The organism is Sulfitobacter sp. DSM 110093, from assembly GCF_022788715.1.
Classification (GTDB): Bacteria; Pseudomonadota; Alphaproteobacteria; order Rhodobacterales; family Rhodobacteraceae; genus Sulfitobacter.
Genome location: NZ_CP085167.1, coordinates 2,051,042 through 2,074,308, shown reverse-complemented (window position 1 = coordinate 2,074,308; position 23,267 = coordinate 2,051,042). Strand labels below are relative to the sequence as shown.

Below are 23,267 nucleotides of genomic sequence, written 5' to 3'. Positions count from 1 at the left end.
ACACAAACTAGAGGTTGAATGCCTTAACGGCGGCAGAATCAGAGGAATCGATCAAATGGGCCAATACCGGACCAAAGCAATCATTCTTAAAGGGCAGGGCGATAACCTCGCGTATTGGCGGCCTGCGCGTAATGGCCGTCGGGCGTTCCGTTTTGACGGGATGTTCACCCGCGAAACCAGCTTGTCTTTCGCCCGTGCGTCTTTCCCGGCGGCGAACTATAACGCGGGCCCCATCGGTCACCACGACGGTGCAGATAGTGACGCCGCGCTGATCTTTCTTAATCAGATCACTCGACGCCGCGGCGCATGATGCCGCGCTAATCGCGGCGTCGGGCCAGTTTCGCCGCGCGTCCCCCGCGCCGTTTTGTGTGGGCGCTGGCCCGTTCAGGCAGTTCTTCCATGATGGCGCGGCGTTCGTCGCTGGTCATCGTTGACCAACGGCCAATCTCATCAATCGAGCGTAGGCAGCCTGTACATAGCCGGCTTTCGGGGTGCACCACGCAGATGTTGATGCAGGGGCTTTCGACCTCATTTCGCTGCCAAATCTTTTTAGACACGGCGCATCACCTGCAAACGGTCCAAAAGCCCCTGTAGAATATAGCCCGCCGCCACATGGTCGATCACCTCGGCGCGGCGTTTGCGGGTGGTGTCGGCCTCTAGCAATGCGCGTTCGGCAGCCACGGTCGACAGACGCTCGTCCCAATAGGTGATAGGCAGCGGGTTGAGCCGGTCAAAGTTGCGGGCAAAGGCGCGGGTCGATTGGCAGCGCGGCCCCTCAGAGCCGTCCATGTTGCGCGGCAATCCCAGCACCAGCCCGCCGATACGACGCTCGGCAATGATCTCGGCCAGACGCGCGGCGTCCAGTCCGAACTTTCTACGCCGCACGGTTTCCAGCGGGGTGGCGACGGATTGGAAGCTGTCGCTCACCGCGACGCCGATGGTTTTTTCTCCCAGATCCAACCCGATCAGCGCCTGCATAGGGGGCAGGGCAGCTACGAAATCTGCCGTGTCGTCAAAAATCATCCTGCCACTCCTGCGCGTTCGCCTGCACTGCGGATCATATCCAATGCAGCATTATCGTTTGAAAAAACCTCAAGCGCGTTGTCATAGACCGCACGCGCCTGATCTGAATCGCCCAAGACGCCGAGCGAGGTTATCAGCCGCGCCCAGTCTTGCGGCGGCCCGCCTTCGCTGGCAAGACGGTCAGAGAGGCCCGCGACCATGCCGCCGATCATCTCCATCCGGTCGCCCGCGTCCATTTCCGAGGCGGCCTCGATGTCTTCGGCAGATGGCCCACGCGCCGGAGCGCCATTGCCAGTCTGCGGGATCTCGTAATCCACTCCGGCAAGGGTTGCGACTTGCGGGATTTGCACGCGGATCGGCTCAATCCATGCTGCATCCGCTGGCCCGCGCCGCAACAGCGCGTCCCAAATGCGGAAGCCGACGTCGGGTCGCCCGGTCTGCACCATCATCAGGCCAAGGTAATAACGTGCGCGACCATCCTGCTCATCGCGGTTGAGCACTTCCCGCAGGGCGGTTTCCGCCTCGGGAGAGACATAGCCCCCCGCGGCCAACACCAGAAGTTCGGCATAGTCTGCAATGTCCTTGGCGGTACGATCCGCGCCCTGAAGACGCAGCACATTGCCCTGCGCCTCGGCAGCGGCGGCGAAATTGCCGATACGGGCTTCGTTCTGGGCAAGCAGGGTCTGACCTTGCAGATCTTCGGGGCGCTCTTTGACCGTGGCGCGGAGCTGTTGGATCAGGGCGAGGTAGTCGGCGCTCAGCCCTTCGGTGCTGGGGCTGGCGGGCAGGCTTTCCACCGCGCTTTGCTGGCTCGGTCGGTTGCGGCGCATATCTTCGGCAAATGCGATGCGGTCAGCGAGTGCTAGATCACCATAGCCGGGTTGGCCCAAATGCCAGTATAGCGCCAGTGACCCGGCACCCAAAGCGATAATCCCCGCGATCAGCACGAGCGGCGCGGGCCGCGACGTACTTTGCGCGCGCGTGTCGCGCCCAGCATCGGCGGCAAGGATCCGGCGCGAGATTTCGGTCCGGATGCGTGCGGCATCGGCCTCAGGCACCACACCGCGCGCCACGTCACGCTCCACCTCATCCAATTGGTCGCGATAAACCTTGAGGTCATAGTCCGCCTGTGCGGGAAGGGGCGTATCGGCACCCCGCCATGCGGCCCGCGCCAGAAAACCGCCCACGACAAGCGCCATCGCGCCAGAGAGAAACCAAAATATCATGGGCTCTACCTAACCTTTGCCAGACGCCGACAAAAGACCGCAATTGCCGCGCTCCCTGCGGCATTTTTCACCAATCGCTCCACATGTCGCAAAACCGCATCCAAATGCCGTGGTGGTCATTTCGCAATTGTGCTCCTAGGCTCAGAAAAGACCTCAGCCGCCCGCGCGGCCCGAATCCTTGCCGGGAAGTGACGTGATGAAGAAATACTCCGTTTTCGCAGTGGCCCGAGAGGCGATGCGCCATCATACGGGCTGGACCCGCGCGTGGCGCGATGCGCAGCCCAAGAAACGCTATGATGTGATTATCGTCGGTGCCGGAGGGCACGGTCTGGCGACGGCCTATTATCTGGGCAAGAATTTCGGCATCACCAATGTCGCGGTGCTTGAGAAAGGATGGCTCGGCGGCGGCAACACCGGGCGCAATACGACGATCATCCGCTCGAATTACCTGCAAGACCCCTCTGCCGCGATCTACGAAAAGGCGCGCAGCCTTTACGAGACGATGAGTCAGGATTTGAACTATAACGTCATGTTCTCCCCGCGTGGGGTGATCATGCTGGCGCAGACCGAACATGAGGTGCGCGGCTATAAACGCACAGCACATGCCAACGCGTTGCAGGGCGTCACCACCGAATTCATCGGGCCAGATCGCGTGAAGCAACTGGTGCCGATCATCAACATCGACGGGCCGCGCTATCCGGTTCTGGGCGGGCTTTGGCAAGCGCGCGGAGGCACGGCGCGGCATGATGCGGTGGCTTGGGGCTATGCCCGGGCCTGCTCGGACATGGGCATGGACATCATCCAGAAATGTGAGGTCACCGGCGTGCGCCAGGTGGGTGGCAAGGTCACCGGCGTCAGCACCACGCGGGGCGATATTGATTGCGACAAACTGGGCATGGTCGTCGCCGGACACTCGGGGCAGTTGGCGAATATGGCGGGCTTCCGTCTGCCGATGGAAAGTGTTGCCCTGCAAGCGCTGGTCAGCGAGCCGGTCAAACCCTGTATGGATGTGGTCGTCATGGCCAATACGGTGCACGGCTACATGAGCCAGTCTGACAAGGGCGAGATGGTCATCGGCGGCGGCACGGATGGCTACAACAACTACACCCAACGCGGCAGTTTCCACCATATCGAAGAGACGGTGCGCGCGTTGGTCGAGACTTTCCCGATGATCTCACGGCTCAAAATGTTGCGGCAGTGGGGCGGCATCGTGGATGTCACCGGCGACCGCTCTCCGATCCTTTCAAAGACGCCTGTTGAGGGGGTCTTTATCAACGGTGGCTGGGGCACGGGCGGCTTCAAGGCGATCCCCGGTTCAGGCTGGGGTTTTGCAGAGTTGATGGCCAAGGGGCATTCGCCGCTGACCGACGCCTTTGGGTTGGAGCGTTTTGCCGAAGGGCGATTTATCGACGAATCCGTGGCTGCCGGAGTGGCGCATTGATGTTGCGGGTCAGCCACAATCCGCTCTGTGAGATCGTCGGGGGGAACGAGTTTGCGTTCAGCCGCGTTGCCTGTTCAGACATTGAATTAAACGGAGCTGAACAATGGCAACCCCGGAAAACAACCACACCGACCATACGAACACGACCACAACCACAACCACGACTGACCGCGGCGGCAATGGCCTCGCGTTTATCGTCGGTGCGGTTGTCGTTGTTGTGGCTCTGCTGGCCTATTTCCTCCTTGCCGGTGGCGACCTGGATGGCACAAATGACGTCAACGTCAACATCGAAGGTGCCGCAGAAAGCGCAGGCGAAGCGGTTGAAGGCGCTGCCGAAGGCACCGCAGACGCAGTCGAAGAGACCGCAACCCCGACCGAGTAAATCTACTCTGGCAATGCCCCGTGTGGCGCTGCCTCGACACGGCGAACGCCGCTCCGCGCTATTGCGCAGGGGCGGCGTTTTGCTGTCTGCCCCGTGCTTAGGAGCCTGCCCATGCTGATCCTCACCTGTCCTTGTTGCCATGTCACAGCCGAAGAAACAGAGTTTCACGGCGGCGGTGAGGCACATTTAAAACGTGTCGGGCCGGACGGGGCTGAAGGTGACTTTGAAAGCTACCTGTTCATGCGCCAGAATCCGAAGGGTGTGCATCTAGAGCGTTGGCGTCATGTCTACGGCTGCGGCAAGTGGTTTCACATGGCGCGTGATACCGCCACGCTTGAAGTCTTTGGCAGCTATGCGGCCCAGACCCTCGCGCCTCCGGATCATATCGTTGACGCGATCCGCAAGCGTCATCCCGATTGGCGCTGGCACACAGCCAGCTAACCCCGCCTCGGCCCCAACCCAACCGGGAGGCATCCGCCCTCCACCAGCCCGCAAGGTTTCCCAAGATGAGCACAAGACTGGCCACAGGCGGCCGCCTGCTGAACAAAAGCAAACCGCTGAATTTCACCTTCAACGGCAAGCAAATGCGCGGCTATGAGGGCGACACGCTGGCCTCGGCGTTGCTGGCCAATGATCAGGTGCTGGTCGGGCGTTCGTTCAAATACCACCGCCCGCGCGGCATCGTGACCTCCGGCCCCGAAGAACCCAACGGTCTGGTCGGTCTCGGCCAAGAGGGGCGGTTTGAGCCCAACGCCCGCGTCACCACGACCGAGCTTCACGAGGGGTTGGAGGCGGAAAGCCAGAACCATTGGCCGAGCCTTGAGTTCGATGTAGGCGCGCTTAACAAACACCTCAGCCGCTTCCTGCCCGCGGGGTTCTACTACAAGATGTTCATGCATCCGCGCCCGCTGTGGAAGCACCTCTACGAGCCGATCATCCGGCATTCCGCCGGTCTGGGCAAAGCGCCCAAGGCGGCGGATGCCGACACCTATGAACACTTCCACGCCTTCTGCGACGTGCTGGTCATCGGCGGTGGTGTCGCGGGGCTTCAGGCCGCATTAGCGGCGGGTTTGAGCGGGGCGCGTGTCATCGTGATGGAGCAATCCGCCCATTGGGGCGGGCGTGCGCCAGTCGATGGCGGCACAGTGGATGACGCGCCCGTGGAGGGCTGGATCGCGCAAACACTCGACCGTTTGCGCGGTATGGAGAATGTCGATCTGCGCGACCGGACCATGGGGGCAGGGGTTTATGATCACGGCTATGTGCTGGGCTATGAACGGCTGCGGGATCATGCGCCGGAGGATGCCGGGCCACGCCACCGCCTCTGGCGTGTCCGCGCTGGCCACGTGATTACCGCGACCGGAGCGATTGAGCGCCCGCTCAGCTTCGCTGGCAATGACGTGCCCGGAGTGATGCTGGCCTCGGCCATGCGCGACTATGTGGCGAATTATGGGGTCTCACCGGGCGATCGCACCGTGGTTGTGACCAATAACGACAACGCCTATCTCACGGCGATTGCGCTGAAACAGGCGGGGCTTGAGGTGCCCGCCGTGTTGGATGCCCGCGTTTTGCCGCAAGACAGCGAATTGGTCGCACAGGCCAAGGCGCTTGGCATTCGGGTGGTCATGGGGCAGGGGGTTTCCTCGGTTCTGGGGGGTAAGCGCGTGACCGGCGTGGCCGTTTGCTCGCAGGCAGGTGAAGGTGCCGTGTTGGAAGAGATCGCCTGCGATGCCGTCGCCATGTCGGGCGGCTGGTCACCTGTGGTGCACCTGTGGTCCCATTGCGGCGGCAAGCTGACATGGGACACTACGCATGCCTGCTTCCGCCCCAATCAGGATCACCCGCCCACCGGCGCGGACGGGCATGGTTTCGTCACGCCCGCCGGGGCTGCGGCTGGGGTCTTCGCGCTCGACGACGTGTTGCATGACGCCCATGCCGCCGCCGATGGGGTGGCCACCTCGCTGGGGTTCAAGATGCCGCGCGATTTCACCTCGCCCGAGGCTACGCGCCGCGAGGAAGCGCCGATGATGCCGGTCTGGCAAATGCCGCAGGGCGCCAGCGTCAAACTGCGCGAGAAGACCTTTCTCGATTACCAGAACGACGTCAAAGTCTCGGACGTGCGTCTTGCCGCTCAGGAGGGCTTTGTTTCGGTGGAACATGCCAAACGCTATACCACGCTTGGCATGGCGACGGATCAGGGGAAGCTCAGCAATATAAACGGGCTGGCCACGCTAGCAGGCGCGCTGGATGCCGAGATTCCCAGTGTTGGCACCACCACCTTCCGCCCGCCCTATCACCCGATTTCGATGGGTGCGATTGCGGGGGCTGCGCGGGGCGATACCTTCCAACCGATCCGCCGCACGCCGCTGCATGATTGGCACGAGGCCAACGGCGCGATTTGGGAGCCAGTCGGCCAATGGCGCCGGCCCTACGCCTATGTGCAAAGCGGCGAAAGCACCCATGACGCGGTGATGCGCGAGGTGACGAATACGCGGCAAAACCTCGGCCTGCTGGATGCCTCAACCTTGGGCAAGCTGATCGTGCGCGGCCCGGATGCGGCGCGGTTCCTCGACATGATGTACACGAACATGATGTCGACGCTGAAACCCGGCAAATGCCGCTATGGGCTGATGTGCAACGAAAACGGATTCCTGATCGACGACGGCGTGGTCGCGCGGTTGGATGAACAGACCTTTCTCTGCCACACCACCACAGGCGGGGCCGACAGCATTCACGCGCATATGGAGGAATGGCTCCAGACCGAATGGTGGGACTGGAAGGTTCATGTGGTCAACGCCACCGAACACTACGCGCAGGTGGCCGTGGTCGGCCCTAACGCACGGAAGTGTTTAGAGAAACTCGGCGGCATGGACCTGAGCCGTGAGGCGCTCGGCTTCATGGAATGGACCGAGGGCGAGTTGGGCGGTTTCAAGGTGCGCGTTTTCCGCATCTCCTTCTCAGGTGAGCTGAGCTATGAGATCGCGGTTGAGGCCGGGCAGGGGCAAGCCTTCTGGGACGCGTTGCTGATCGCCGGGCATGATTTGGGCGTGATGCCCTATGGCACGGAATGTCTGCACATCCTGCGGGCTGAGAAAGGTTTTATCATGATTGGGGATGAGACCGATGGCACGGTGATCCCCCAAGACCTTGGCCTCAACTGGGCGATTTCGAGAAAGAAAGACGACTACCTTGGCAAACGTGCCCAGCACCGCAGCCATATGCAAGACCCGACCCGTTGGAAGCTCGTGGGGCTGGAGACCACCGATGGCAGCACCCTGCCGGATGGCGCCTACGCGCTTGGCGAAGGTGAGAATGACAACGGCCAAAAGGTCATGCAGGGGCGGGTGACCTCAACCTATCATTCGCCGACGCTCGACCGCGGCATTGCCATGGGGCTGGTGCTGAACGGGCCGGACCGGATGGGCGAAGTGCTCACCTTCCCCGGCACCGATTGCAAGACCTATGAGGCCAGAATCGTCGATCCCGTGTTTTACGATCCCAAAGGGGAGAAGCAGAATGTCTGAAGCCATGACCGCCCTGAAGAACGTGCGTTATGACGCGGGAATTGCAACGATTTCAGAGGTTGGCCCTCTGGGGATGATCACCATTCGTGGCGATCTGGATGCCCCCTTCCTGCGCAAAGTCGTCAAGAAGGTCGTAGGGCTTGATCTGCCCAATCGCAGCATGTGCAACAGCGACGGTGCGTCGGGGGTGGCTTGGATGTCGCCGGATGAACTGATGCTTATGTGCCCCCACGCACAGGTTCCCGAGGTGCTGGCGCGGCTTCATGCCGCCTTTGAGGATACCCATACGCTAGCGGTTGACGTCACAGGCGCGCGGGCGGTGTTTCGCGTCGAAGGCCCACATGCGCGCGAGGTGCTGGCCAAACTCGCGCCCGTTGATCTTTCTCCTGCTCAGTTCACCCCCGGCATGTTCCGCCGCACCCGCATGGGGCAGGTCGCCGCCGCCTTTTGGCTGTTGGATGACGGGGCCTTTCAGGTGGTCTGCTTCCGTTCTGTCGCGCAATATATGTTTGACCAGCTAAAGGGCGCGGCCCAGCCCGGCAGCGCAGTGGGGCATTTCAAAGGGACGTAAACCGGGGTGAAATCTGACTAATTCGCTCGGAACAGATATGATTTGCGGACGTTGATCTTGACGTTACCGCTTGATGCACATCAAGTGGCCGCAGCGAAATTCCAAAATGAGGAGGCCCCCGAAATGGCTTTTCAACTTCCCGATCTTCCCTATGCCCATGATGCGCTTGCATCCAAAGGCATGTCCAAGGAAACGCTGGAATACCACCACGACAAGCACCACAACGCTTATGTGACCAACGGCAACAAAGCGATCGAAGACACCGAGTGGGAGGGCAAGACCCTCGAAGAGATCATCAAAGGCACCTATGATCCCAAGGCCGTGGCTCAGAGCGGTATCTTCAACAACATCAGCCAGTTGTGGAACCACAACCAGTTTTGGGAAATGATGAGCCCAGAAGATAACAAGATGCCCGGTGAGCTGGAAAAAGCCATCACCGAAAGCTTTGGTTCGGTCGACAAGTTCAAGGACGAGTTCAAAGCCGCAGGCGCGGGTCAGTTCGGCTCTGGTTGGGCGTGGCTTGTCAAAGACACCGATGGCGGCCTGAAAGTCACCAAAACCGAAAACGGCGTGAACCCCGTTTGCTTTGGTCAGACTGCACTGCTGGGCTGTGACGTATGGGAGCACTCCTACTACATCGACTTCCGCAACGCGCGTCCCGACTACCTGTCGAACTTCCTCGACAATCTTGTGAACTGGGACAACGTCGCCTCGCGTCTGTGATTTAAGGATGCGACCGTCATCAACGTCCGCGTTTGAAGCGGGCGTTGCTCTCCCAGTCACCGACGCCCACGGCAAGCCCGTAGGCTGGGTGGACTGGGACAACGTCGCCTCGCGTCTGTGATCTGACCATCGCAGCCTTCGAGCTGCTTGTGACCAAGACCCAAACCCCGCAGTTCGCTGCGGGGTTTTTCGTTGGAACCTAAGCCCCTTCGGAATGGTTTTTCTCCTGACACTTCACGTCATAAGGAGGACAACATGGCCGAGCGTAAGAGATCAAACGACGGTACGCAGGAGACGGAAAAATTCGTTTCTGATACCGAGATGCCATCCCAAGGCGGACGCGCCGGAGGGGACCTGCAAAAGGACGTAGGCACTCAAGACGCAGAGCGCCGGGCCGAGAAAGGCGATGACGGGGTTACCCGAGTCACCGGCGAAGATAAACGCAATCACGGAGAGGCTTCATGACCAAACTTAGCCAAGACACATGGGTGCTGATCGCGGATGGCGAAAAGGCGTTGTTCCTGCAAAACCATACTGATGGTGACGACCCCTATCTTCAGGTTGTGCGCAAGGAAGAGCAGGAAAATCCACCTGCGCGCGAACAAGCTGCCAATCGCCCCGGACGGATGAGCGATGGGCCAAGCGGCCATCGGTCTGCCTTTGATGATACGGACTGGCATGAGTTGGAAAAAGAACGTTTTGCCAAGGATTTGTCCGATATTCTTTACAAACTCGCGCATAAAGGCCGCTATGAGCGGATCGTTCTAGTGGCGCCGCCTGCGGTGCTTGGGGATCTGCGCGACAATCTGCACAAAGAGGTGCAAAGCAAAGTCGTGGGAGAGATTCCCAAGACCCTGACCAACCATCCCATTGATGAGATCGAAAAGATCGTCGCGGGGGAGTTGGCCGAGGCCTGACTTTTCCCTTGGCGCGGGTATTGATTGCCGCCACAAGGAAGGCACTCAACCGCGCCAAGGATATTCCATGACAGACACCACCAAAGGGTTCGCCGCCATGATCGCGGCCTGCTGCGTTTGGGGGTTGTCGTCAATTTTCTACAAAATGCTCGCGCATGTGCCCGCCGCCGAGGTCTTGGCCCATCGTACCCTGTGGTCATTGGCCTTTTTTGTGGTGGTTCTGACAGTGCAGGGGCGGTTACGGTCCATCTTTTCTGCCATGGCCGGGCCGCGTGCATTCGGCCTGTTGGCCATCGCTGCGATAATGATCGCGACGAATTGGTATATTTTTATCTGGTCTGTGCAGAACGGGCAGGCGACCGAGGCCGCTTTAGGCTATTATATCTTTCCACTGGTGTCTGTGCTGCTGGGGCGGTTGGTCTTTGCTGAGCAGCTAAACCGCGTGCAGCTTTCTGCGGTGGGGCTGGTGACCGTCGCAGTGGCGCTGCTGACCTTTGGGTTGGGAAGCGCGCCTTGGCTGGCGGTGATGATCGCAGCGTCATTCGGGCTTTATGGCCTCGCGAAAAAGCGGCTGGCCGTGGGGCCGGTGGTATCTGTCACCGCCGAAGTGCTTCTGCTGTCACCGCTTGCTGTCTTGGTCCTGTGGCAAACGGGTGACAATGGTGCCGGAGCTTTTGGCGCGTCATTTCGCGATACGGCGCTGCTGATGCTGGCCGGCCCGATCACGGCGACACCGCTGATCCTGTTCAGCTATGCCGCCCGACGGCTGTCGATGGCGACCGCAGGATTGTTAAGCTACATCAATCCGACCCTACAGTTTTTCTGCGCCGTGGTCTTGTTCCGCGAACCATTTACCGGCTGGCATGTGCAAGCCTTCGTGCTGATCTGGTGCGCGCTAGCGCTTTATTCCGTGACCACGTTCCGTCAAGACAAAGCGCGGCGCAGGGCGCTGAGGGCGGCATCGGCATCCGCAACTACGGTCACGTAATCCAGCAGAGACTTATCCGCGAAACCATGGTCAACGACATGGTTCATCAATGACATGAAGGGATCCCAATAACCATTTGTATTCACAAGGAAGATAGGTTTTTCATGGAGGCCCAATTGCCGCCATGTCAGGACCTCGAAAAGCTCATCCAGTGACCCTGCGCCGCCCGGCAAAACCGCCACCGCATCGCTGTTCATGAACATCACTTTCTTACGTTCATGCATCGTCTCGGTCACGATGTAGCGGGTCAGATCGGTCTTACCGACTTCCCATGCCACCAGATGTGCGGGGATCACGCCAAAGGTATCGCCACCTGCCTGCTGCGCCGCCCGTGCGACACTGCCCATCAGGCCCACATCGCCCGCGCCATAGACCAGCCGCAGCCCAGCTTCGGCCAAACCACGGCCCAGTGTTTCGGCGTCACGGGTAAAGGCCCCGTCGTCGCCGGGGCGAGAGCCGCAATAGACACAGACAGAATGTTGCATGGTAAAGCGTCCTGATGATTAGGAAAAATCGGCGCGGATCGTCTGCGCTTTTGACCCCTGTTAGCCTGCTTGCTAAAAAGGCTCAACCACAGGGGAAGTAGAAGATGTTCAAGGGACTTGGCCGGTTTGGCGGCATGGGGGCGATGGCGGCGGGCGCCTTTGCCGCGGCGGTGCTTGCACTTGGGGCGTGGATCGGCAGCAAACGCGCCGGGCCGGAAGACGCGCCGCAAACCGCTGTTGCCGTGGTGCCCGAACGCGATGCCACGCCAGAAAATGCCACGCTTGCCCCGAATGCCGTGCAGGGCGTGTCTCTTGGCCCTAAGGGGGAGGCCGCGACAGAACCCCAGCCAGATGCGCCCCTTGAAACCGCTGAGCAGCCCGCAGCGCCTGCCTTTGACGAGGTGCGCCGCGAGAGCGATGGCATGACTGTAATCGCAGGCCGTGCGACGCCGGGCAGCACCGTGTTGGTGCTAAAAGATGGCAAGGAAGTCGCCAGCGCGACCGCCGATGGCGCGGGCAAATTTGCAACCCTTGCGATCATCCCGCCAAGTGAGACAGGTCATGTGCTGACGCTTTTGGGGCAGGATGGTGAGACCAAAATTGCATCGGAAGAAGAGATCATCCTTACCCCCTCCGCCCCAAAGAATGCACCAGTTGAGATGGCAGAGGCGAACCCCGCGCCTGAGGAAAGCCCGGTTGATCTGATACAGAACGATGCGGAGCAGGTGGCCGGAGAGATAGACCGCGAGAGTGGCACTGCTGAGGTTGCCACGGAGGATACGGGTGAGGCAGAGGTTAAATCTGAAACCTCCGACGCTATGCCGCGTTTTGGAACTGAAGTGGATATGGCCGAAGCGGCGGCCCCGCAAAACAGTGACGCAGAGACGATGGCTGCGACGGATGGCAATGCACCACCTGTGGGTTCAATACCTAACCAAGCGACGCCTTTAGCGGGTACTGCGACCGCTGAACCTGAAGACACCGATGCGCAAACCCAGACACCTGCCACCACTGCCACGCCGCTGACCGGGACAGGCACCGCTGGGGCTGAAGCCGAGCTTCCGAAAGCCCAAGGCAGCGCGACCGGGCCTTCAGCCCAAACAGATAGCGCCACTGTAACGGCTCAAGCGACACCGGTGGCAGGGACCGGCACCGCTGAGGCTGACGAGACTGCTCCGTTAGATCAGGACCGCGCCGAGGGTGAGGCAGGCGAAGCCAGCGGCACGCCTGCTCAGGCTCAGGCCACACCGCTTGCAGGTACCGGCGCTGCCGAGGGCGAGAGCACCGCGCCTTCGGAACCAGACAGCGCTGCTGAAATGGTGGATCAGCCTGCTGTCGCCTCGGCTGAGGTTACATCATCGGCTGAGACAGGAACCGCAGTAGAAAACGACGCGGCAGGGGCGGCGCCGAATGCGCCCCCCGAACCCTCCAGCGTCGCGGAAAGCACCATCCCTCAACCCGCAGAACCGACCCCAACACCAGAGCGGGACGCCGGGACCGCCCCCGCCTTGCCTGCTGCACCAGCGCCGGTGCTGAAATCCACCGCAGAAGGGGTTGAGCGGATCGACACCGCGCCGCCGCAGGTCATGACCAATGTTGCGCTTGATACCATCGGCTATTCCGACGAAGGCGATGTGCAACTTGCGGGCCGCGCGCAGCCAGATACCCGCGAAGTCCGCGTTTACCTCGACAATAACGCGGTGATCAGCCTTCCGGTGGATCAACAGGGCCGGTGGCGTGGCGATCTGCCTGATGTGGACGAGGGTGTTTATACCCTGCGCGTGGATGAGCTTTCTCGCGGGGGCGATGTGACCAGCCGGGTGGAGACACCCTTCAAGCGCGAATCTGCGGAAAATCTTGCGGCTGCCTCTGCTGGTTTGTCCGGTCCGCTGGCGGCTGTGACAGTGCAAAAGGGCGATACCCTCTGGGCGATTTCGCGCACGCGCTACGGTGATCCATTGCTTTACGTGAAGGTGTTCGAGGCCAATAGCGGCAACATCCGCGACCCGGATCTGATCTACCCCGGACAGGTTTTCGATCTGCCCGAAGAACCCGAATCGGAGTGATCTGACGCCCGACCTCAGGGGCCCAAACCGGGGCGGCATTCGCAGCGCGCAGAGCGGCTGTGCGCCGCCCCACACTGGCAACCTCGGCACATGGGGCCTATGTAGCCTGTAATCACTTCAGGAATTCCCATGCCAGCCGATACAGACCAAACGCCCGCCGCGCGCCGGCGCGACCGCAAAACCCCCAAGCCTGACAGCATCCCCACAGAGGCCGAGATGATCGACGCCGCCGAGCGTCAGTCGGGCTTTTTGGTGCTGCGAAAGGTCGCGCCGTACCTTTGGCCCAAGGACATGCCCTGGGTGAAACGCCGGGTGGTTTTGGCCATGCTGGCGCTGCTGGTGTCGAAGCTGATCATCGTCGCCACGCCCTTCTTCTACCGCGACGCGGTGGATGCACTGGCGGGCGAGGGCGCGCCGATGCTGGCGCTTGGAGCGATTGGCCTGACCGTGGCCTACGGCATGGCGCGACTGATGGGCGTGGGCTTTCAACAGGTGCGCGATGCGGTCTTTGCCCGCGTCGGGCAGCGCGCCCTGCGGATGTTGGCGCTTGAGACCTTTCAGCACATCCACAAACTGTCGATGCGCTACCACATCACCCGCAAGACCGGGGGCCTCAGCCGGATCATCGAGCGGGGTGTCAAAGGCGTCGATTTTCTGCTGCGCTTTTTGCTCTTTTCCATCGGGCCGCTGATCCTTGAATTGATCCTCGTCGGTGTGATCCTCGCCGTACTCTTCGATATTTGGTATCTGGCGGTCGTGACCCTGACCATTGCGGTCTACGTCTGGTTCACCTTTGCCGTGACCGAATGGCGCGTGCGTCTGCGGCGGCAGATGAACGACAGCGACACCGAGGCCAACCAGCGCGCGATCGACAGCCTGCTGAACTATGAAACAGTGAAATACTTTGGCGCCGAGGGCCGCGAGGCCGCGCGTTATGATTTGGCGATGGCCGATTATGAAAATGCGGCGATTAAGACGAATTATTCGCTCGCTTTCCTGAACTTTGGTCAAGCTGTGATCATCACGGCTGGTCTCGTGGGCGTCATGGTCATGGCCGCGATGGGGGTGCAGAGCGGGGAACTCAGCGTCGGGGATTTTGTCATGGTGAACTCCTACATGATCCAGCTCACCGTGCCGTTGAACTTTCTTGGCACCGTTTACCGCGAGATCCGTCAGGCGCTGGTGGATATGGGCCAGATGTTCGGCCTGCTCGAACAACCGGCTGAGATTGACGACAAGCCTAATGCGCCAGACCTTAAGGTAACGGGCGGCCATGTGACGCTGGAGAATGTGCGCTTTGCCTATGACACCGACCGCGAAATCCTCAAAGGTGTCTCGCTAGAGGCGCGACCGGGGGAAACCGTGGCAATTGTCGGCTCGACCGGGTCGGGTAAATCTACCATCGGGCGGCTGTTGTTCCGGTTCTACGATGTCGCCGGAGGCGCGCTGAAGATCGACGGGCAAGACGTGCGCGATGTGACCCAGCATTCGCTGCATATGGCCATCGGCGTGGTACCGCAGGACACGGTGCTGTTCAACGATACCATCGGCTATAACATCGCTTATGGCCGCGAAGGCGCGACGCAGGAAGAGGTCGAATCCGCCGCCCGCGCAGCACAGATCCACGATTTCATCATGGCACTGCCACAGGGCTACGCGACCACGGTGGGCGAGCGGGGGCTGAAACTGTCGGGCGGCGAGAAACAGCGCGTGGGCATCGCCCGAACGCTGCTGAAAGACCCGCCGATCCTGCTGCTGGACGAGGCGACAAGCGCGCTCGACAGTGAGACGGAGCACGAAATCCAAGACGCGCTGCGCCGCGCGAGCCAAGGGCGCACGGTGCTGACCATTGCCCACCGCCTGTCCACTATCGCCGAGGCGGACCGCATCGTGGTGTTGGAAAAAGGTGAGATCATGGAGCAGGGCAGCCATGAGGCCCTGTTGGCCAAAGGCGGGCGCTATGCGCAGCTTTGGCAGCGCCAGCAGGCCGAAGAAGAAATTTGATGCATCCCCCGCCCCCCCGTGCCGGCACGGGGGGGCGGGGGCAATGCCGCCGATGGTGCATTTGCATGCTGATCTGCTCTTGCACTGTGCTTAGCGGCACACGATATCTACCGCCATGACCGATCTCTCCACCTCTTCGCAGCCATCGCTCCGCGCCCGCGCGGCCCGCTTGGCTGACCGCGCCTCGTTTCAGAATTTCATTCTGGGCGTGATTCTTTTTAATGCTGTGATCTTGGGGCTTGAGACCTCAGACGAGGTGATGGCGCAGGCGGGGCCGCTGATCTTGGTGCTCGACAAGCTGTGCCTTGGCATCTTTGTTCTTGAGATTGCGATTAAGCTCTTTGGCCGGGGGGTGGATTTCTTCAAGCGCGGTTGGAGCATCTTTGATTTTGTGATCGTCGCGATTTCACTCATTCCGGCCACTCAAGGGCTGAGCGTTTTGCGTGCCTTGCGCATTCTGCGTCTGCTGCGGGTTGTCTCTGTCGCCCCGTCGCTGCGCCGCGTGGTTGAAGGGCTTGTCAACGCGCTGCCGGGCATGGGCTCGGTCTTCCTGCTGATGGGGGTGATCTTTTACATCGCGTCCGTGATGGCCACCAAACTCTTTGGCGCTGATTTCCCGCAGTGGTTCGGCACGCTGGGGCGGTCGGGCTATTCGCTGTTCCAGATCATGACGTTGGAATCGTGGTCCATGGGCATCGTCCGCCCGGTGATGGAGGTCTATCCCTATGCGTGGATGTTTTTTGTGCCCTTCATCGTGGTCACGACCTTCGCTGTGGTGAACCTGTTGGTCGGTCTGATCGTAAATTCGATGCAGGACGCGCATCATGAGGAAAGCAACGAGCAGACCAACACCTACCGCGATGAGGTGATGTCACGTCTGACCGATCTGGAAAACCTCATCAAAGCGCAGAATACCCCGCCCAAACGCTAAGGTCCGGGCGGGGAGAAGCGTTACTCTTCGCCGATCGCCTTGGCGGTCAGGTTATCCAGCGCCTTGGTCATCTTGGTGATATACTCCGCCTCTTCGGGCAGGCCGTGGGCAGTTACCAGTGTTTCAGGGTCGGCATAGGTCACATGCACGGCCCCTTCGCCATCGGCATAGACCAGCACCCGCATCGGCAGATCAAGCCCGGCGGTCTGGGCGTCCTGCATCGCGGGCGTGCCCAGCTTGGGGTTGCCAAAGATCAAAAGCTGCGTTGGGCGCAACTCCATCTCGGCCTTTTCGGCCCCTTCTGCGTGGTCGACGCGGGCGAAAACCTCGGCCCCTGCCGCCTCAACGGCGCTTTCTAGGCGGTCCATCGTTGTCACCACATCATGGGGTGAGACTTTGGCTACCAAGTCCTGCGCCATGGCGGGCATCGCTGCCATGATTGCACCTGCGGCCATTGCTATCGCTCTCATCATCGTCTCCTTTTTCGCTGCATCCTACCCCTGACCTAGCATGGCGTAGCGCGGTGCCAAGAAGGCATCTCGGGGCCGGTCCCGTACGCTGGGTCTTGGCTTGGCTGCTCACGCACGGTAAGAGGGGCAAAATCAGGCCGGGGGCAGGGCGCGATGAGCGATACCGACAGTTTTATTGACGAAGTGAACGAAGAGGTTCGCCGCGACCGGCTTTATGGGCTGATGCGCCGCTTTGGCTGGATTGCCGTGGTTGCTGTGATCGCCATCGTCGGCGGTGCTGCGTGGAACGAATACACCAAATCCCAAGAGCGGGCAGAGGCCGAAGCCTTGGGCGATGCGATGCTTGGCGCATTGGAAGCAGATGCCAGCAATGCCCGCGCCGAAGCGCTTGCCCCGATTGAGGCCGAAGGCCCCGGTGCCCGTGCTGTGCTGCATTTCATGCGTGCCGATGCCCTCGCCGAAGCGGGAGAGACTGATGCCGCCGTAGAACAGCTCGACGCGATCGCGGTTGATGGTGATATTGCGCCGATCTACCGCCAGTTGGCGCAGTTCAAGGCTGTCACGCTACAGGGCCAGTCGGTGCCCGTGGCAGAGCGCCGTCAGGCGTTGGAGGCGTTGGCCCAGCCCGGTGCAGCGCTGCGTCTGCTGGCGGAAGAACAATTGGCCCTGATCGACATCCAAGAAGGCGAGACCGACAAGGCCGTCGCCCGCTACCAATCCATTCTTTCCGATGCGGAAACCACCCCAGACTTGCAACAACGCGCCCTTCAGGTGATTGTGGCCTTGGGTGAAGAACCGGGGCTGGATGGCGCCGCCGCAGAGGCTGAGCTAGAGATCCCCGAAGCAACGGGTAACTGACACATATCCACCCGCCGAAAACGGCGGGGGCGTGAAGGTTGAGGAAAGACAGAAAGTGAGCAGGTCCATGACAAAGCATCGCGAAACCAAGCCCGGACGCCCGGGTCTGCGTGGTCTGGGCGTGGCGGGGGCCATTGGCACCGCGCTGCTGCTAAGTGCCTGCGAAGACCAGCAGACCTATCTGCCGGGCAAGCGCGAAGATGTGCGTGCGGTCCTGCAAAACCCAGGTCTGCAGGACCCGGCCTTTGACGCCATTGATGGCCCCGTGCCCGAAAACACCAGCCGCGCCATTGCGTTGGGCGGCACCGTGAACAACGCCAACTGGACCCATAGCATCGGCACCGCCGCGACCCGCATCAGCCACCCGGCGCTGCGCAGCGCGTTGCAGCCGGTCTGGAGCGCCAAGATCGGCGCAGGCGACAGCCGCAAACAGCGCATCACCGCCGATCCCGCGGTTGCAGGCGGGCGTGTCTTCACGCTCGACGCAGGGGCGCAGGTCACGGCGACTTCGACCTCGGGCCAAACCCTCTGGACCCGCGACCTCACCCCCCCATCCGACCGCGAAGGCCAAGCCACCGGTGGCGGGCTCGCCGTGGATGGCGAAACGCTCTACGTCTCTGTGGGCTTTGGTGTTCTGGCCGCGCTCGACGTATCAACGGGCGGTGTGCGTTGGACGCAAGACCTTAACGCCACTGGTTCGGGCACGCCGACCGTTTCGGGCGATCTGGTCTATCTGACGGCGGGGGACGATACCGGCTGGGCGCTGGATAAGGCGACTGGCCGCATCCAGTGGCAAACCGGCGCGGTCACCAGCCTTAGCAACGTGCTGGGCGCGCCTGCGCCTGCTGTCACCAGCGATCTGGCGGTCTTCGCTTTTGGGTCGGGTGAGGTGCAGGGGCTGTTCCGCCAAGGCGGGCTAGAGCGTTGGTCGACCTCTGTTCTGGGCAAACGCCCGGGCCGCGCGCTGAGCTTTGTCGGCGATGTGACAAGCGCGCCGGTGATCTCGGGCGGGACCGTCTATGTGGGCAACCACTCGGGCCGTTTGGCGGCGCTGGACGTCAACAGCGGGGATCGCAAGTGGGTCGCACGCCATGGGGCCATTGGCCCGGTCTGGCCTGCGGGCGATTCTGTCTTTGCGGTGACCGATCTGAACGAACTTGTGCGGCTTGATGCCAGCACTGGCCGTCGCATTTGGGGCACGCCGCTGCCGAATTTCGTCAAGGATAAGCCGAAACGGCAATCCGAAGTCGTCGCGCATTATGGCCCGATTATCGCCGGAGGCCGGGTGATCGTGGCGTCCAATGACGGCGTTCTGCGCAGCTTTAATCCCACCAATGGCGGGCTGACCGGCACCACCGAAATCCCCGGCGGCGCGACCACTGCGCCCGTCGTGGCAGGCGGTACACTGTATGTCGTTTCGTCCAAGGGGCAATTGCACGCTTTCCGTTAGGCCGCAAATAGGCTAAGGCGCGTGTCTGAACTGGCCCAACCGGGGCCCGGAGCCTGAATTATGTCCTTTACTCTTGCCATCGTGGGCCGCCCGAATGTCGGCAAATCCACGCTGTTCAACCGCCTTGTCGGCAAGCGTCTTGCGCTGGTCGACGACCAGCCCGGCGTGACCCGTGACTTGCGCGAAGGTGCCGCCAAACTTGCGGACCTGCGTTTCACCGTGGTCGACACCGCGGGTCTTGAAGAGGTCACTGACGACAGCCTTCAAGGCCGTATGCGCCGCCTGACAGAGCGCGCGGTTGATATGGCCGACATCTGCCTCTTCATGATCGACGCCCGTGTTGGGGTGACCCCTTCCGATATGGTTTTTGCTGAGATTCTGCGCAAGAAATCCGCGCATGTGATCCTTGCCGGCAACAAAGCCGAGGGCAAAGCCGCCGATGCCGGAATGATCGAAGCCTATTCGCTGGGTCTGGGAGAGCCGATCCGAATGTCAGCCGAACATGGTGAGGGGCTGAACGACCTTTACACGATGCTGATGCCGCTGGCTGATGAATACGAAGACCGCGCGGTCAAGGACGCACCTGAAACGGATGTGGACCTCCCCGAGGATGACGCCGATCTTGAGGCCGAAACCGTTCCGATGCCGACCCGAGCCAAACCTTTGCAGGTCGCCGTGGTTGGCCGCCCCAATGCGGGTAAATCGACGTTAATCAACCAAATTTTGGGCGAAGACCGTCTGCTGACAGGACCAGAGGCCGGGATCACCCGTGATGCGATTTCGCTTATGACCGATTGGGCGGGGCCAGACGGTGATCCGGTGCCGATGCGCATTTTCGACACTGCCGGGATGCGCAAAAAGGCCAAGGTTCAAGAAAAGCTTGAAAAGCTGAGTGTCAGCGATGGTCTGCGCGCGGTGAAGTTTGCCGAAGTTGTGGTGGTCTTGCTCGATGCCGAAATTCCCTTTGAGCAGCAAGACCTGCGCATTGCCGATTTGGCCGAGCGTGAGGGGCGTGCGGTCGTTGTTGCCGTGAACAAATGGGACATCGAAGAAAACCGTCAAGAAAAGCTGCGCGATCTCAAAGAGAGTTTTGAGCGTCTGCTGCCGCAGTTACGCGGAGCGCCACTGATTACCGTCAGTGCGAAAACGGGCAGGGGGCTTGACCGCCTTCAGGCTGCGATCATGCGTGCCTATGAGACATGGAACCGCCGTGTGACCACAGCGCAACTGAACCGCTGGCTCTCGGGCATGTTGGAGGCGCATCCGCCCCCCGCACCGCAGGGCAAACGGATCAAGCTGCGCTATATGACCCAAGCCAAAACGCGCCCGCCGGGTTTTGTGGTGATGTGCAGCCATCCCGACAAGGTGCCAGACAGCTATTCTCGCTATCTGGTCAATGGATTGCGGGTGGACTTTGACATGCCTGGCACGCCGATACGCCTGTGGATGCGCGGCCAATCCGATGCGAATCCCTATAAGAACCGCAAGAAGGCGGCCCCATCAAAGCTGCGCAAGCACACGGCCGGGCGGCGTAAAGACTAAGCGGCGGGGTCAACCCCGCCGAAAGGCACGCAGGGTGGGCAGCGCTACGATAACGCTGCCCCCAAGCGCCAGATAAGCGACCACGGGTGTCTCACCCCAATTGGTCACCACAACCCCCATCAGCCCCCAAATCACGGCGATTCCATAGGTGGGCGTGCGGCCCAAAGCCGTTTGGATGATAAGCCCAAGCGCGGCTGCGAGCCCGACAAAGACCAGCGCCGCCGTCTGCCCGTCTAGATACCCATAACCTGCCGCCAACAGCGCCAGCGATACGCAAGACGCAGCAGAAAGCCATCCTGCATAGAGCCCCACCGGTGCGGCGGCCCAAAGCGGGTCTTCGACCGGAGAGAGAAAAAGCGCCAGCAGCGCCGTGACCAACATGATCCAAATCAGCACCGCCGCCCAGACTGGGCTCATAACAGCAACGGCAAGCCATGTGGTGCCAACCGCCAGTGACAGGCACAGCGGTACCCGCATGTCATGCCACTGCGCGTCGCGCGGCGCGCGCAGCAGACCGTAGCCCAAGCCGACGATCAGCCACAGATAGATGACGCCCCAGATTGAGAACGCATAGCCCGCAGGCTGAGCGGGCGGGTTATCTTGCGGGATCGGAAATTGGTTCGGGTCGAAGCCTGAGAAGCTGGGCACGAAGAAGGGCGAAATCGCGAAGGCGATGCTGAGCAGCAGTGAGAGCGCGGCGATCAGGGTGCGGGAGGATTTGGGCAAGCGGGGCCTCGCGGGTTTTGATGTTGCGTTACATCTAATCCTAGAGCGCCCGCTCGCCACGGCAACCAGAGGCCATCGCCTACCCGTCCGGGCAGCCAGGCGATGGCCCGGCGCCTGCGGCGCGGATCGGGCTGAACGGCCAGCTTGAGCCTAGGCCAAAACACCTTCCGCGGTCAGGGTCGTCTTTCCGCCCAGATAGGGCGCCAGCGCGTCCGGCAGCTTCACCGATCCATCCGCCTGCTGGCCATTCTCTAACGCCGCGATGAGGCAGCGCCCGACGGCCAAGCCGGAGCCGTTCAGCGTATGCACGAACTGCGGCTTGCCGCCGCCCTCGGGCTTGAACCGCGCATTCATCCGCCGCGCTTGAAAATCGCCAGTGGTCGAGATCGACGAAATCTCGCGGTAGCAATTCTGCCCCGGCACCCAAGCCTCAATGTCATAGGTGCGCCGTGCGCCAAAGCCCATGTCGCCGGTGCAGAGGATCACGGTACGGTAGGGCACGCCGAGTTTCTCAAGGATACCTTCGGCACAGCCTACCATGCGCTGCTGCTCGGCGTCGCTTTCATCGGGATGGGTGATCGACACCATCTCGACCTTCTCAAACTGGTGTTGGCGCAACATGCCTGCCGTGTCACGACCAGCACTACCGGCCTCGGAACGGAAGCAAAGCGTATGCGCGGTGAGGCGAATGGGCAGCGCGCTTTGCTCAAGCGTGTCACCGCCGACCGAATAGGTTAGCGGCACTTCAGAAGTCGGGACCAGCCACCAACCGTTCGTGGTCTGATAGCTGTCCTCGCCGAATTTGGGCAGTTTATCCGTGCCGTACATCGCCTCATCGCGCACCAGCACGGGGGAGTTGACTTCAGTCAGGCCATTTTCATCCACATGGGTATCGATCATGAACTGCGCCAATGCCCGGTGAATACGGGCCACGCCGCCTTTCAGCATGACAAAACGCGCACCCGATGTTTTCGAGGCCGTCTCGAAATCCATGCCGGGTTTGACGCTTGCGATCTCGTAATGCTCGACCGGGGTGAAATCAAAGCTGGGTTTATCGCCCCATACCTTCACCTCTACGTTGTCCTCTTCGTTTGCGCCCTGCGGCACATCATCGGCGGGGCTGTTCGGGATGCGCGCCAGCATGTCCGTCAGCTTTGCGTCCAGCTCCTGCGCCTCGGTATTCATCGCGGCAACTTCGGCCTTTTTGTCGCTGACCAAGGCCCGCAGACGGTCAAACTCTGCCTCGTCGCCTTTGGCTTTGGCGGCGCCGACTTCCTTGCTGGCCTTGTTTTGCTCGGCCTTCGCAGTCTCAGCGGCAGCGATCTTGGCGCGGCGTGCGGCATCAAGGGACAGCACAGCCTGAGACATCGCAGCTTCGCCCCGGCGGGCAAGAGCGGCATCAAAAGCCTCGGGATTGTCGCGGATGGCGCGGATATCGTGCATATGTCTGTCCTCGGGATCGGGTGAGTCGGTTTAGCTGCGTTATGCCTCAAAGCGTGGCAGGGCGGTAGGGGCCGCAACCATGCGGCGATATGCGCCAGCCTTGGCCCATATAAACCACGGGGCTTTGCACCTTGCACCCGGTTGTTACCGCGCTTAGGTTCTGGCCAAATTCTCAAGGCCCATTTGCGGCCCAATACCCATCGAAAAGGACGACCCCCATGGAAGGCATCCAGCAATTTGTGCCGCTGATCCTGATCTTCGCGATCATGTATTTTCTGCTCATCCGCCCACAGCAGAAGAAAGCGAAGGAACATCAGGCCATGGTGGCCGGCCTGCGCCGCGGCGATCAGGTCGTCACCCAAGGCGGGATCATCGGCAAGGTGGTTAAGGTCAAAGAAGACGGCGAAGTCGAAGTCGAAATCGCCGAAGGCGTTAAAATTCGCGTGGTACAGGCCACCATCGCGACCGTCGTTTCCAAGACCGAACCGGCGAAATAA

At 61.2% G+C, this 23,267-nt stretch carries 24 protein-coding genes; 17 read left to right on the top strand and 7 right to left on the bottom strand.

The annotated features are described in order from the left end of the window. Positions 1-55 precede the first annotated feature (55 nt). Positions 56-310 carry a hypothetical protein gene (locus DSM110093_RS10160; protein ID WP_243264931.1) on the top strand — a complete coding sequence of 85 codons (255 nt, stop codon included), beginning with the start codon at positions 56-58 and terminating at the stop codon, positions 308-310. 7 nt (positions 311-317) lie between these two features. Here the strand turns inward: DSM110093_RS10160 and DSM110093_RS10155 are convergent, their stop codons facing one another. The 3 genes from DSM110093_RS10155 to ccmI are packed head-to-tail and all read right to left on the bottom strand — an operon-like array spanning position 318 to position 2,249. Continuing rightward, positions 318-557, bottom strand: coding sequence for a DUF1289 domain-containing protein (locus tag DSM110093_RS10155; protein WP_243264930.1), 240 nt, complete (start codon positions 555-557; stop codon positions 318-320). Continuing rightward, positions 550-1,023 carry a Holliday junction resolvase RuvX gene (ruvX, locus tag DSM110093_RS10150; RefSeq protein ID WP_243264929.1) on the bottom strand — a complete coding sequence of 158 codons (474 nt, stop codon included), beginning with the start codon at positions 1,021-1,023 and terminating at the stop codon, positions 550-552. The genes DSM110093_RS10155 and ruvX overlap by 8 nt, the downstream gene beginning before the upstream one ends. Then, on the bottom strand, positions 1,020-2,249 hold the full coding sequence (gene ccmI / locus DSM110093_RS10145; protein WP_243264928.1) for a c-type cytochrome biogenesis protein CcmI: 1,230 nt from the start codon (positions 2,247-2,249) through the stop codon (positions 1,020-1,022). Before ccmI ends, ruvX begins: the two co-directional genes overlap by 4 nt. A 196-nt stretch (positions 2,250-2,445) precedes the next feature. Between ccmI and DSM110093_RS10140 the strand changes: the two genes are divergently transcribed. The 9 genes from DSM110093_RS10140 to rarD all read left to right on the top strand — a co-directional run bounded on the left by DSM110093_RS10140 (position 2,446) and on the right by rarD (position 10,795). Further along, entirely contained in the window at positions 2,446-3,690 is a 1,245-nt protein-coding gene (locus DSM110093_RS10140; RefSeq protein WP_243264927.1) for a sarcosine oxidase subunit beta family protein, read from the top strand. A 103-nt stretch (positions 3,691-3,793) separates the two neighbouring features. Continuing rightward, positions 3,794-4,072 carry a hypothetical protein gene (locus tag DSM110093_RS10135; protein ID WP_243264926.1) on the top strand — a complete coding sequence of 93 codons (279 nt, stop codon included), beginning with the start codon at positions 3,794-3,796 and terminating at the stop codon, positions 4,070-4,072. Between the two features lie 111 nt (positions 4,073-4,183). Further along, complete coding sequence (locus DSM110093_RS10130) at positions 4,184-4,513, top strand: sarcosine oxidase subunit delta (protein ID WP_243264925.1); 330 nt, start codon at positions 4,184-4,186, stop codon at positions 4,511-4,513. 65 nt (positions 4,514-4,578) lie between these two features. After that, a complete protein-coding gene (locus DSM110093_RS10125; RefSeq protein ID WP_243264924.1) occupies positions 4,579-7,596 on the top strand; it encodes a sarcosine oxidase subunit alpha family protein in 3,018 nt (1,005 codons plus the stop codon). Continuing rightward, the gene (locus DSM110093_RS10120; protein WP_243264923.1) at positions 7,589-8,167 is read left to right on the top strand and encodes a sarcosine oxidase subunit gamma family protein; all 579 of its coding nucleotides are present in this window, start codon (positions 7,589-7,591) and stop codon (positions 8,165-8,167) included. Before DSM110093_RS10125 ends, DSM110093_RS10120 begins: the two co-directional genes overlap by 8 nt. A 123-nt stretch (positions 8,168-8,290) precedes the next feature. After that, a complete protein-coding gene (locus tag DSM110093_RS10115; RefSeq protein WP_243264922.1) occupies positions 8,291-8,890 on the top strand; it encodes a superoxide dismutase in 600 nt (199 codons plus the stop codon). 255 nt (positions 8,891-9,145) lie between these two features. Further along, positions 9,146-9,355, top strand: coding sequence for a hypothetical protein (locus tag DSM110093_RS10110; RefSeq protein WP_243264921.1), 210 nt, complete (start codon positions 9,146-9,148; stop codon positions 9,353-9,355). Then, the gene (locus tag DSM110093_RS10105) at positions 9,352-9,807 is read left to right on the top strand and encodes a host attachment family protein (protein WP_243264920.1); all 456 of its coding nucleotides are present in this window, start codon (positions 9,352-9,354) and stop codon (positions 9,805-9,807) included. The genes DSM110093_RS10110 and DSM110093_RS10105 overlap by 4 nt, the downstream gene beginning before the upstream one ends. Positions 9,808-9,874: 67 nt before the next feature. Next, entirely contained in the window at positions 9,875-10,795 is a 921-nt protein-coding gene (rarD, locus tag DSM110093_RS10100) for an EamA family transporter RarD (protein WP_243264919.1), read from the top strand. Here the strand turns inward: rarD and DSM110093_RS10095 are convergent. Further along, complete coding sequence (locus tag DSM110093_RS10095; protein ID WP_243264918.1) at positions 10,732-11,280, bottom strand: TIGR00730 family Rossman fold protein; 549 nt, start codon at positions 11,278-11,280, stop codon at positions 10,732-10,734. The genes rarD and DSM110093_RS10095 overlap by 64 nt on opposite strands. 104 nt (positions 11,281-11,384) lie before the next feature. Here DSM110093_RS10095 and DSM110093_RS10090 point away from each other — a divergent pair, with 104 nt between their 5' ends. The 3 genes from DSM110093_RS10090 to DSM110093_RS10080 all read left to right on the top strand — a co-directional run bounded on the left by DSM110093_RS10090 (position 11,385) and on the right by DSM110093_RS10080 (position 16,281). Further along, positions 11,385-13,346 (top strand): LysM peptidoglycan-binding domain-containing protein, encoded by a 1,962-nt coding sequence (locus DSM110093_RS10090; protein WP_243264917.1) that lies wholly within the window; start codon positions 11,385-11,387, stop codon positions 13,344-13,346. Positions 13,347-13,562: 216 nt separating this feature from the next. Next, positions 13,563-15,350 carry an ABC transporter ATP-binding protein/permease gene (locus DSM110093_RS10085; protein WP_243267710.1) on the top strand — a complete coding sequence of 596 codons (1,788 nt, stop codon included), beginning with the start codon at positions 13,563-13,565 and terminating at the stop codon, positions 15,348-15,350. A 115-nt stretch (positions 15,351-15,465) separates the two neighbouring features. Further along, on the top strand, positions 15,466-16,281 hold the full coding sequence (locus DSM110093_RS10080; protein ID WP_243264916.1) for an ion transporter: 816 nt from the start codon (positions 15,466-15,468) through the stop codon (positions 16,279-16,281). 20 nt (positions 16,282-16,301) lie between these two features. Here the strand turns inward: DSM110093_RS10080 and DSM110093_RS10075 are convergent, their stop codons facing one another. Continuing rightward, positions 16,302-16,751, bottom strand: coding sequence for a DUF302 domain-containing protein (locus DSM110093_RS10075; RefSeq protein WP_243264915.1), 450 nt, complete (start codon positions 16,749-16,751; stop codon positions 16,302-16,304). Positions 16,752-16,904: 153 nt separating this feature from the next. On the opposite strand from DSM110093_RS10075, the gene DSM110093_RS10070 reads away from it, so the two are divergent. From DSM110093_RS10070 to der, 3 genes are all read left to right on the top strand, one after another. After that, positions 16,905-17,609: a hypothetical protein gene (locus DSM110093_RS10070; RefSeq protein WP_243264914.1), complete on the top strand. Its 705-nt coding sequence runs from the start codon at positions 16,905-16,907 to the stop codon at positions 17,607-17,609. A gap of 67 nt (positions 17,610-17,676) precedes the next feature. Then, entirely contained in the window at positions 17,677-19,059 is a 1,383-nt protein-coding gene (locus DSM110093_RS10065) for a PQQ-like beta-propeller repeat protein (protein ID WP_243264913.1), read from the top strand. A 60-nt stretch (positions 19,060-19,119) separates the two neighbouring features. After that, on the top strand, positions 19,120-20,601 hold the full coding sequence (der, locus tag DSM110093_RS10060; protein ID WP_243264912.1) for a ribosome biogenesis GTPase Der: 1,482 nt from the start codon (positions 19,120-19,122) through the stop codon (positions 20,599-20,601). A gap of 9 nt (positions 20,602-20,610) precedes the next feature. Here the strand turns inward: der and DSM110093_RS10055 are convergent, their stop codons facing one another. Both DSM110093_RS10055 and serS read right to left on the bottom strand, forming a co-directional pair. Beyond that, on the bottom strand, positions 20,611-21,327 hold the full coding sequence (locus DSM110093_RS10055; protein ID WP_243264911.1) for a hypothetical protein: 717 nt from the start codon (positions 21,325-21,327) through the stop codon (positions 20,611-20,613). A gap of 150 nt (positions 21,328-21,477) precedes the next feature. Continuing rightward, a complete protein-coding gene (gene serS, locus DSM110093_RS10050; protein WP_243264910.1) occupies positions 21,478-22,770 on the bottom strand; it encodes a serine--tRNA ligase in 1,293 nt (430 codons plus the stop codon). 218 nt (positions 22,771-22,988) lie between these two features. On the opposite strand from serS, the gene yajC reads away from it, so the two are divergent. Then, positions 22,989-23,267 carry a preprotein translocase subunit YajC gene (yajC, locus tag DSM110093_RS10045; RefSeq protein ID WP_093925832.1) on the top strand — a complete coding sequence of 93 codons (279 nt, stop codon included), beginning with the start codon at positions 22,989-22,991 and terminating at the stop codon, positions 23,265-23,267.

What these genes read in the sequence shown, in the direction of transcription:
- DSM110093_RS10125 (WP_243264924.1), top strand. Translation starts at nt 4,579, where the DNA reads ATGAGCACAAGACTGGCCACAGGCGGCCGCCTGCTGAACAAAAGCAAA.
- DSM110093_RS10065 (WP_243264913.1), top strand. Translation starts at nt 17,677, where the DNA reads ATGACAAAGCATCGCGAAACCAAGCCCGGACGCCCGGGTCTGCGTGGT.
- DSM110093_RS10075 (WP_243264915.1), bottom strand. Translation starts at nt 16,751, where the DNA reads ATGAGAGCGATAGCAATGGCCGCAGGTGCAATCATGGCAGCGATGCCC.
- DSM110093_RS10135 (WP_243264926.1), top strand. Translation starts at nt 3,794, where the DNA reads ATGGCAACCCCGGAAAACAACCACACCGACCATACGAACACGACCACA.
- DSM110093_RS10115 (WP_243264922.1), top strand. Translation starts at nt 8,291, where the DNA reads ATGGCTTTTCAACTTCCCGATCTTCCCTATGCCCATGATGCGCTTGCA.
- yajC (WP_093925832.1), top strand. Translation starts at nt 22,989, where the DNA reads ATGGAAGGCATCCAGCAATTTGTGCCGCTGATCCTGATCTTCGCGATC.
- der (WP_243264912.1), top strand. Translation starts at nt 19,120, where the DNA reads ATGTCCTTTACTCTTGCCATCGTGGGCCGCCCGAATGTCGGCAAATCC.
- DSM110093_RS10105 (WP_243264920.1), top strand. Translation starts at nt 9,352, where the DNA reads ATGACCAAACTTAGCCAAGACACATGGGTGCTGATCGCGGATGGCGAA.
- DSM110093_RS10130 (WP_243264925.1), top strand. Translation starts at nt 4,184, where the DNA reads ATGCTGATCCTCACCTGTCCTTGTTGCCATGTCACAGCCGAAGAAACA.
- DSM110093_RS10080 (WP_243264916.1), top strand. Translation starts at nt 15,466, where the DNA reads ATGACCGATCTCTCCACCTCTTCGCAGCCATCGCTCCGCGCCCGCGCG.
- DSM110093_RS10095 (WP_243264918.1), bottom strand. Translation starts at nt 11,280, where the DNA reads ATGCAACATTCTGTCTGTGTCTATTGCGGCTCTCGCCCCGGCGACGAC.
- serS (WP_243264910.1), bottom strand. Translation starts at nt 22,770, where the DNA reads ATGCACGATATCCGCGCCATCCGCGACAATCCCGAGGCTTTTGATGCC.
- ruvX (WP_243264929.1), bottom strand. Translation starts at nt 1,023, where the DNA reads ATGATTTTTGACGACACGGCAGATTTCGTAGCTGCCCTGCCCCCTATG.
- DSM110093_RS10160 (WP_243264931.1), top strand. Translation starts at nt 56, where the DNA reads ATGGGCCAATACCGGACCAAAGCAATCATTCTTAAAGGGCAGGGCGAT.
- DSM110093_RS10120 (WP_243264923.1), top strand. Translation starts at nt 7,589, where the DNA reads ATGTCTGAAGCCATGACCGCCCTGAAGAACGTGCGTTATGACGCGGGA.
- DSM110093_RS10140 (WP_243264927.1), top strand. Translation starts at nt 2,446, where the DNA reads ATGAAGAAATACTCCGTTTTCGCAGTGGCCCGAGAGGCGATGCGCCAT.
- DSM110093_RS10110 (WP_243264921.1), top strand. Translation starts at nt 9,146, where the DNA reads ATGGCCGAGCGTAAGAGATCAAACGACGGTACGCAGGAGACGGAAAAA.
- DSM110093_RS10070 (WP_243264914.1), top strand. Translation starts at nt 16,905, where the DNA reads ATGAGCGATACCGACAGTTTTATTGACGAAGTGAACGAAGAGGTTCGC.
- ccmI (WP_243264928.1), bottom strand. Translation starts at nt 2,249, where the DNA reads ATGATATTTTGGTTTCTCTCTGGCGCGATGGCGCTTGTCGTGGGCGGT.
- rarD (WP_243264919.1), top strand. Translation starts at nt 9,875, where the DNA reads ATGACAGACACCACCAAAGGGTTCGCCGCCATGATCGCGGCCTGCTGC.
- DSM110093_RS10085 (WP_243267710.1), top strand. Translation starts at nt 13,563, where the DNA reads ATGATCGACGCCGCCGAGCGTCAGTCGGGCTTTTTGGTGCTGCGAAAG.
- DSM110093_RS10090 (WP_243264917.1), top strand. Translation starts at nt 11,385, where the DNA reads ATGTTCAAGGGACTTGGCCGGTTTGGCGGCATGGGGGCGATGGCGGCG.